We start from the raw sequence: 7199 nt of genomic DNA, 5'->3' as shown, positions 1-7199 counted from the left end.
TGGTTGAATATCTTGATCAAAATGAAGTCTACTCATGAGTAATACCTTTAGTTGTACTATGTATGGCACTAAGTATAGTTAAAACTAGATGTAAGTACAAGACTTTGAACTTGAGTTATAACGCCCATTTAAGGGGCTGATAATAGTTTGCTAAAATTGTGTAGCGAAGCGAAATCGAGCAAACTGTTAGCAGTCCCGCTTGAAATGCTTGTTATATAGCACATTTATACAAGCCCATTTTTTTGTATTGGGTTACAAGCTGTTTATTATATTTAGCTGCATAATCAACCAAAAATTCTCCTTTAATTGTCTGTCCCTTACAACGAATTACGTCATAACCCGCTTCGATATAATTAAATTCGTATTGTTTATATACGCATGACAATTCATTATCACTATAAAAACCTTTTACAGATACTGTTGGAGTTCTTCCATTTGAAATAGCTAAGAACCTTTGTGGACCTGTATGTTTATACAATTTAGCATCCTCAACTGGATCTGATAATAAGATTTCATCAGCTTTTTTCATGAAATCACATTTATCAATCTTTTCTGCATAAGCAAAGATAAAAGGATAAATTGATATTAATAGTAGAATCTTACGCATGATGCCTCCGTGCTATATAACGCCCCACTAAGAGGCAAATAATAGTTGGTTATAATAGAGAGCGAAGCGAACAAAGCCAACTGTTATTTGTCCTGCTTGAGTGGCTTGTTAGGGTTACTTAGCCCACTGAAATATAGCTATAAAAACAATAGTTAGAACGCACCATAAAATAACTTTTTTAAACATACTCAATTGACTTACTCCATTAGAATTTTTTCTGTCTTCAATCTTTTTTTTAATTTCAGGAAACAGCTCGTCTACAATTAATCTATCATTAATAAATGCTTGCGTTGACCAGTTTTCAGTAGAAAGCGATACAACTATTTCAATTTTACCTTCCTCAGTATCAAATACTAAACGGTCATTGAATTTAAAACTTCTACGTTTTTTCAAAAGAGTGCCGTCGTAATAGTACTTTTCAGCACCAAATAATGAAAAATCAACTTCAAATTTTTTCCATTTACGTCGAACGATGCTTCCATATATTTCTGTAACCCTAACGCCCCATTAAGAGGCAAATGATAGTTGGCTAAAATAAGCGACGAAGGAGCAAATAGCCAACTGTTATTTGTCCTGCTTGAATGCCTTGTTAGGTGTTTTTTAGACGAAACAAGCCGTAATAAACAACTCCATTTTCTATAGACTCTTGTAATAAAAACCGAGTATCTATCTCATCAGTAAACCACTTAAAATTTCGATTATTAATTTTAATGTTACAGCTAATGGAGTAATCATGATGAGTGAATTTCTCCAACTTGCCTGTTGTATCAATTGAGCCTAAATCGTCATTAACTAACATGTGCTCTACTTTGATCGTATACCGAGTAGGACATTCATTAGCAAAAACATCCGAAACAAAAAGCAGTGCTAATAATACAAAAAATCGATTCATATTCTAAACACCTAACGCCCCACTAAGAGGCAAATGATAGTTGGCTAAAATAGAGAGCGAAGCGAACAAAGCCAACTGTTATTTGTCCTGCTTGAGTGGCTTGTTAGAGGCGCGTAACCACTGACCCTGCAATAAAGTCGTGAACAGCTCTTCTTTTGTTATTAGTTAACATAGTCATGAACTCAATCATAAACCAAGCAAGTTGTACCCAAATAAGTACTTGAAACGCTTGACTGCCTTCTGTTGCTAAAAATGGATTTATACCACTTAAAATAGGTCCAGCTTCAATAAACAGAATTAAAATAGCCGCGCCTATAACGCCCCATTAAGAGGCAAATAATAGTTGGCTAAAATAAGCGACGAAGGAGCAAATAGTCAACTGTTATTTGTCCTGCTTGAATGGCTTGTTATATCTCGATTTAACCAAAGCATAAATTACTAAACCTACGCCCATTAAATACAAAACAGAAAGAAATATAAAGCCAAACTTACTATTCCTTTCAGGTTCTAGTACAGAGAAACTAGGATTACTTTTATCAAAGTATACTGCTACTCTTTTGCCAATAGGATAACGATTAATAATTAGGTCTACATTTTGTTTTTTATCGCTTCCTTTAAATCCAAATCCTATCCGATTTGATTCATAGGATTTACCATTTACTTTATATTGGTAAATGATATCAAATTTAAACCTTGGTTTAGAACCATGACTAATATCAGACTTATTAATCTGTCCATCGGTTTCAATAAACTCGATTGTATTTAAGAAAAAGCTCCCTCTAATATCATCAAATCGAACGACTAGAATAATGATAGGTAAAAGTAGAAATAATAATATTTCTTTGTGCTCTTTATATGAAAATTTCACCAGACCTCTTTAGAGATATAACGCCCATATTAAGCGGCAAATAACAGTTTGCTAAAATGTTGAAACGGAGTGCAAACAGCAAACTGTTATTTGTCCGTCTTGAATTGCTTGTTAGGCATACATTAACCGTGGTGTCGGCGAATATGCTTTATTAAACCTGATTCGTTAAATTCTAATGAGACAATATTAGTTTTACTATATTCAATGATTTTATCTAAATGTGCAGGCTTAACTTTACCCATTTCAGTCATTTTTATAAAAACAACATTAGCCCCTACCATAATTTCGTTTATCTCAATATTGCTGTTTATAACTTCATCTTTTAGTTTACCAACCATGTCTGAACGAAGTTTCGATTTATCCGTATACGTAAACTTAAATTTTACATGTTCATCAATGAAATTATCAGACAATAGCGATATATAATGATCTATTTCTTTGGTGGTTGTATTTGGTTGTTGGCGAGCATTTTTGGCTGATACAAATATCTTGGCTTTTTCGATTAACTGTTCTGTCGAAAATTTGTCCTTTGCTAAACTTGAAAAAGATAAAATAAGGGATATAAATACTAAAGTTAATTTTTTCACTGAACTCTCCTTGTATGCCTAACGCCCCGTTAAGGGGAAATTTATTGTTGGCTAAAATGTTGAACGGAGTGAAAACAGCCAACTGTAAATTTTCCCTCTTGAACGGCTTGTTATAGCGCTACTTTAACCATTTATATATTAACCAAAAAGTTAAAGCCACAACTAAGGAGCAAAACATAAATATACTTAACCAATTTAAACTTAAATGCCACCTCAAATGAAAATATAGAGTGGGTATCAGACTAATTGGTAAAACATACTGTAATTTAAACAACCCAAAATTTTGCAATACAACGGCTGAAATAGAACCAAACACTATTGTAATCGGATATGCATACATTAGAGTTAGAACCGAGAATGCAATTACAAGCTTAAGCTCTTCAAAATTAAACATTGCTGGATTAGATGCATAGCTATATATATTTCCAATTATGCTAATTACAGGCACCAAAATAACAGGACTTGCTAAAGCCGCTCCAATATTTCTTTGTGACTGACTAGATAATTTCATCATGCGCTATAACGCCCTGTTAAGGGGCAAATTGTAGTTGGCTATAATGTGAGCGGAGCGAAACAGCCAACTGTTATTTGTCCCGCTTGAACAGCTTGTTATATACCGATTTTCTCTAAAGCTAACTTTCTAAATTGTGAGTAATTAGAAGCATACTCCCAAATAGAATAAAGATGATTACCACTATCATCGATTAAACAAAAAATTTGGCAACTTGGATAGTCTTTTGAATTTTCAAGTTCATCCCAAGTATATTTTTGGGAATTACTTTGAAAATTTAAACATATTCCATTTTCGTCAAATTCAAAACTAGCCTTGAGAGTTTTGATAAAACGAATTAATAAATACATACTTTTGTAACCGAAAAAAGAAACTACAATAGCAACAGCAGCAATAAATAATGTAATTAGCACGTCAGGATTTAAAGTTGATTTATAAGTTGCATAAAATAAAGCTATAGAACCAAAAACGTATACTGGAATAAGAATCACAGCACAAACGTAAGCTAATATTTGAACAAATTTTGAATGAGCGACCATAACTTCCCTAGGTATATAACGCCCTGTTAAGGGGCAAATTGTAGTTGGCTAAAATGTGAAGCGGAGCGGAACCAGCCAACTGTAATTTGTCCCGCTTGAACAGCTTGTTATATGCAAACTTACTCACATAGACCATGAAATATATATCCAGACTGGATAAACATAAAAGGCTTATGCTGTGCATTATTAAGATCTTTTACATATAGATAATACACATCTACGTGATTAGTGACACTATGAGTTACAGCTTTATATGACCAATCTTTATTGGTCTCTTGAACAACTTGTGGTGTTCCACCAAGCGTATTCTGAATTATTCCAGTCATAACCCCTGTAGATTTATTTACCCTGAAAGTTTTACCAACATATGGCTCTTCATATTCATTTTCCATGTAGCCTGAATTGGCTAATGAAGATACTTTTTTAATAGCACATAAGTATTCATTAGCATTTACAAAGATAGGAAAAGAAAATAGTAAGAAGATAAAAATTAATTTCAAGTGCCAAACTCCGTTTTGCATATAACGCCCCATTAAGAGGCTTTTAATTGTTGGCTAAAATGTGAAGCGAAGCGGAACCTAGCCAACTGTTAAAAGTCCTGCTTGAATGGCTTGTTATACGTTTATTTATTACCCAACTTAACAAGCCATTTAGATGGAATAAAGTTTGAGATTACTTCTGTAAGAGAAAGAGCTAATAAAAAACCTACACCAATAATTTTAGATAAAGTAAAAAACGAATAGAATAATATTACAAATAAAACAATTTGAGAAATTCTAAAAAAATAAGCATTATCATTCCACTTAATAAGAGCTGAACAATGAATACAACTATAAGATTCATTTAATCCGCTAAAGACATACCAACTGCGCGAAATCCTTTTTGTACATTCTGGACAAGCCTTAATCTCCATAAATATCCTTAAACGTATAACGCCCCATTAAGAGGCAGATAATAGTTGGCTAAAATAAGCGACGAAGGAGCAAATAGCCAACTGTTATTTGTCCTGCTTGAATGGCTTGTTATACGTATTATTTGCCAAAAATACCAGAATATATTTCATCTCTTAACTTATTAAAACTTGAGATAGCATTACCTTTAGATAAACTTAAAACTACACCTACAACAATTAATAATATAGGAATAAGTAAGGCAAATATTTTAGCTTCCATATCCTGTCTTGCTACACCATTAACAACCACAGTAGCATTAAGATCGAGAACAACTTCAAGAGCTGGATACCCAATAAGAATTCCGATACAAACAAGTACGAAACCTATAATTTTAGAAAATTTTAAATGTGTTCTCAACGGGACAAACATACTGTGCCTTAATTCGTATAACGCCCCATTAAGAGGCAAATAATGGTTGGCTAAAATAAGCGACGAAGGAGCAAATAGCCAACTGTTATTTGTCCTGCTTGAATGGCTTGTTATGTGCAAGTCAACCCTACCAGCTTGTTTTACTTTTAGGTAAACCGATTATCATAAAAGTGGCGAACGATATATACATTGGTAGCCAAACGGCCATAGATGAGCTTGATAACATTACTGCCATTAGCATTTGCATGCTTGCTGTTATTATAAATCCTATGCTACCGATGATAAAAAACGTTTTTTTATTTTTCATAATTATTCCTTTATTTAATGAAACTACACTTTGATTCATACTTACCAGTGATCTGGCACATAACGCCACGTTAAGCGGCAAAAAATTGTTGGCTAAAATTGTGAACGGAGTGAAACAGCCAACTGTTTTTTGTCCGTTTGAACGCCTTGTTAGCAGTGCATTACACGTCTTTTTTAGTTTTATTGGAACCAAAATAACTAGACAATACTAATGTAAAACAAAAAACGAATATAGGCTTATACCAATCAATAGCTTGCTCGCTATGAATTAGAAAATCATATAAGAAAATGGCTGTTGTGGCAATTACACTGCTTATAATATTACGAAACATACTGATACTTCCTTGTACTGCTAACAGCTTATTAGACCGAAAAACTAAGCAATGTATAACACTTAGTATTCCTTATTTATTTACAGTTATAACCATCATACTTGATAACATAATAACAACACTAACATTTTATTATTATTAAATATTTCAAAAGGGGCAACACCGAATCTTTCGATATATTGGTAAAAGAACCGAACACCAGCTAAGCTGTATATAACAACAGTAAGTGGATTTCATATTATGGATGCTAAATCGCCTTTTTTAATGAGTATCGAAGAGCATATGCGCAACTTAAGATATGCAAAAAGAACAATAGAAACCTATATTCATTGGATAAAATATTTTATAAATTACTCAAATAAAACTCACCCCGCACTCATGGGGGATATCGAAGTTGAGAGATTTCTCAGTTTTTTAGTTAATCAACAAAACGTTTCAACAGCTACCCAGTCACTTGCACTTAATGCATTAGCTTTTTTATACAAAGAAATTTTAAAAAGCGAATTAAGTTTAAAGCTAAACTTTAACTTAAGTCGCCGGCCTAGAAAGTTACCTGATGTGCTTACACCTAGAGAAGTAATGAAACTTCTATCAAAAATACCCTTACAACATCATTTATTAGTAAGCCTACTATATGGTAGTGGTTTAAGGCTAATGGAGGCTATTCGCTTAAGAGTACAAGATATAGACTTCAATTATCACTGTATTGCAGTTTGGAACGGTAAAGGGAACAAACATCGTCGAGTTACCCTCGCCACTGAGCTTATACCTGAACTGTACCTCCAAATTCAAAGGACTAAAAAATATCATACTAGCGATATAGAAAATATCGACTATAAAGGTGTCTGGATACCAAATGCTCTTAATCGCAAATACCCTAATGCCGCCAAAGAATTCAAGTGGCAATATTTATTTCCTTCGGCTCGATTAAGTATTGAACCAGAATACAAGTATATTCGTCGGCATCACCTCAATGAAAGTAGTATTCAAAAGTCAGTCAAAAAAGCAGCAAACCAATTGAATGTAAATAAGGTAATAACTTGTCATACTTTACGACATTCATTTGCTACACATTTATTGCAAAGAGGGGCTGATATAAGAACAGTTCAAGAACAACTAGGGCACAGCGATTTACGTACAACCCAAATTTATACCCATGTACTTGAGCACGGCGCTAATGGTGTTCGAAGCCCTTTATCTGATTTATTATAAGATGAGTATTTTTTTAATTTACT

The 7199-nt window shown here is 33.3% G+C and carries 12 protein-coding genes; 1 reads left to right on the top strand and 11 read right to left on the bottom strand.

Annotation, left to right across the window (positions count from 1 at the left end):
• Positions 1 to 211: 211 nt before the first annotated feature.
• From H4J73_RS09260 to H4J73_RS09210, 11 genes are all read right to left on the bottom strand, one after another.
• Complete coding sequence (locus H4J73_RS09260; protein WP_182223412.1) at positions 212 to 607, bottom strand: hypothetical protein; 396 nt, start codon at positions 605 to 607, stop codon at positions 212 to 214.
• Positions 608 to 721: 114 nt separating this feature from the next.
• A complete protein-coding gene (locus tag H4J73_RS09255; protein ID WP_182223413.1) occupies positions 722 to 1000 on the bottom strand; it encodes a hypothetical protein in 279 nt (92 codons plus the stop codon).
• A gap of 196 nt (positions 1001 to 1196) precedes the next feature.
• Positions 1197 to 1499 carry a hypothetical protein gene (locus H4J73_RS09250; RefSeq protein ID WP_182223414.1) on the bottom strand — a complete coding sequence of 101 codons (303 nt, stop codon included), beginning with the start codon at positions 1497 to 1499 and terminating at the stop codon, positions 1197 to 1199.
• Between the two features lie 382 nt (positions 1500 to 1881).
• Positions 1882 to 2367, bottom strand: coding sequence for a DUF3592 domain-containing protein (locus H4J73_RS09245; protein ID WP_182223415.1), 486 nt, complete (start codon positions 2365 to 2367; stop codon positions 1882 to 1884).
• 122 nt (positions 2368 to 2489) lie between these two features.
• On the bottom strand, positions 2490 to 2954 hold the full coding sequence (locus tag H4J73_RS09240) for a nuclear transport factor 2 family protein (protein ID WP_182223416.1): 465 nt from the start codon (positions 2952 to 2954) through the stop codon (positions 2490 to 2492).
• 118 nt (positions 2955 to 3072) lie between these two features.
• Entirely contained in the window at positions 3073 to 3468 is a 396-nt protein-coding gene (locus H4J73_RS09235) for a hypothetical protein (protein WP_182178365.1), read from the bottom strand.
• Between the two features lie 95 nt (positions 3469 to 3563).
• Entirely contained in the window at positions 3564 to 4004 is a 441-nt protein-coding gene (locus H4J73_RS09230) for a hypothetical protein (protein ID WP_182223417.1), read from the bottom strand.
• A gap of 119 nt (positions 4005 to 4123) precedes the next feature.
• Positions 4124 to 4525: a hypothetical protein gene (locus H4J73_RS09225; protein WP_182223418.1), complete on the bottom strand. Its 402-nt coding sequence runs from the start codon at positions 4523 to 4525 to the stop codon at positions 4124 to 4126.
• 101 nt (positions 4526 to 4626) lie between these two features.
• The gene (locus H4J73_RS09220) at positions 4627 to 4917 is read right to left on the bottom strand and encodes a hypothetical protein (RefSeq protein ID WP_182176751.1); all 291 of its coding nucleotides are present in this window, start codon (positions 4915 to 4917) and stop codon (positions 4627 to 4629) included.
• A gap of 118 nt (positions 4918 to 5035) precedes the next feature.
• Positions 5036 to 5326, bottom strand: a complete 291-nt coding sequence (locus tag H4J73_RS09215) for a hypothetical protein (RefSeq protein ID WP_182223419.1) — start codon at positions 5324 to 5326, stop codon at positions 5036 to 5038.
• A 127-nt stretch (positions 5327 to 5453) separates the two neighbouring features.
• Positions 5454 to 5633, bottom strand: a complete 180-nt coding sequence (locus H4J73_RS09210) for a hypothetical protein (protein ID WP_182223420.1) — start codon at positions 5631 to 5633, stop codon at positions 5454 to 5456.
• 571 nt (positions 5634 to 6204) lie between these two features.
• On the opposite strand from H4J73_RS09210, the gene H4J73_RS09205 reads away from it, so the two are divergent.
• Positions 6205 to 7176: an integron integrase gene (locus tag H4J73_RS09205; protein WP_182223421.1), complete on the top strand. Its 972-nt coding sequence runs from the start codon at positions 6205 to 6207 to the stop codon at positions 7174 to 7176.
• Positions 7177 to 7199: the final 23 nt, after the last annotated feature.

This window comes from Colwellia sp. MB3u-41, assembly GCF_014076845.1.
GTDB lineage: Bacteria > Pseudomonadota > Gammaproteobacteria > Enterobacterales > Alteromonadaceae > Colwellia_A.
This window is presented reverse-complemented; position numbering and strand designations above follow the sequence as displayed.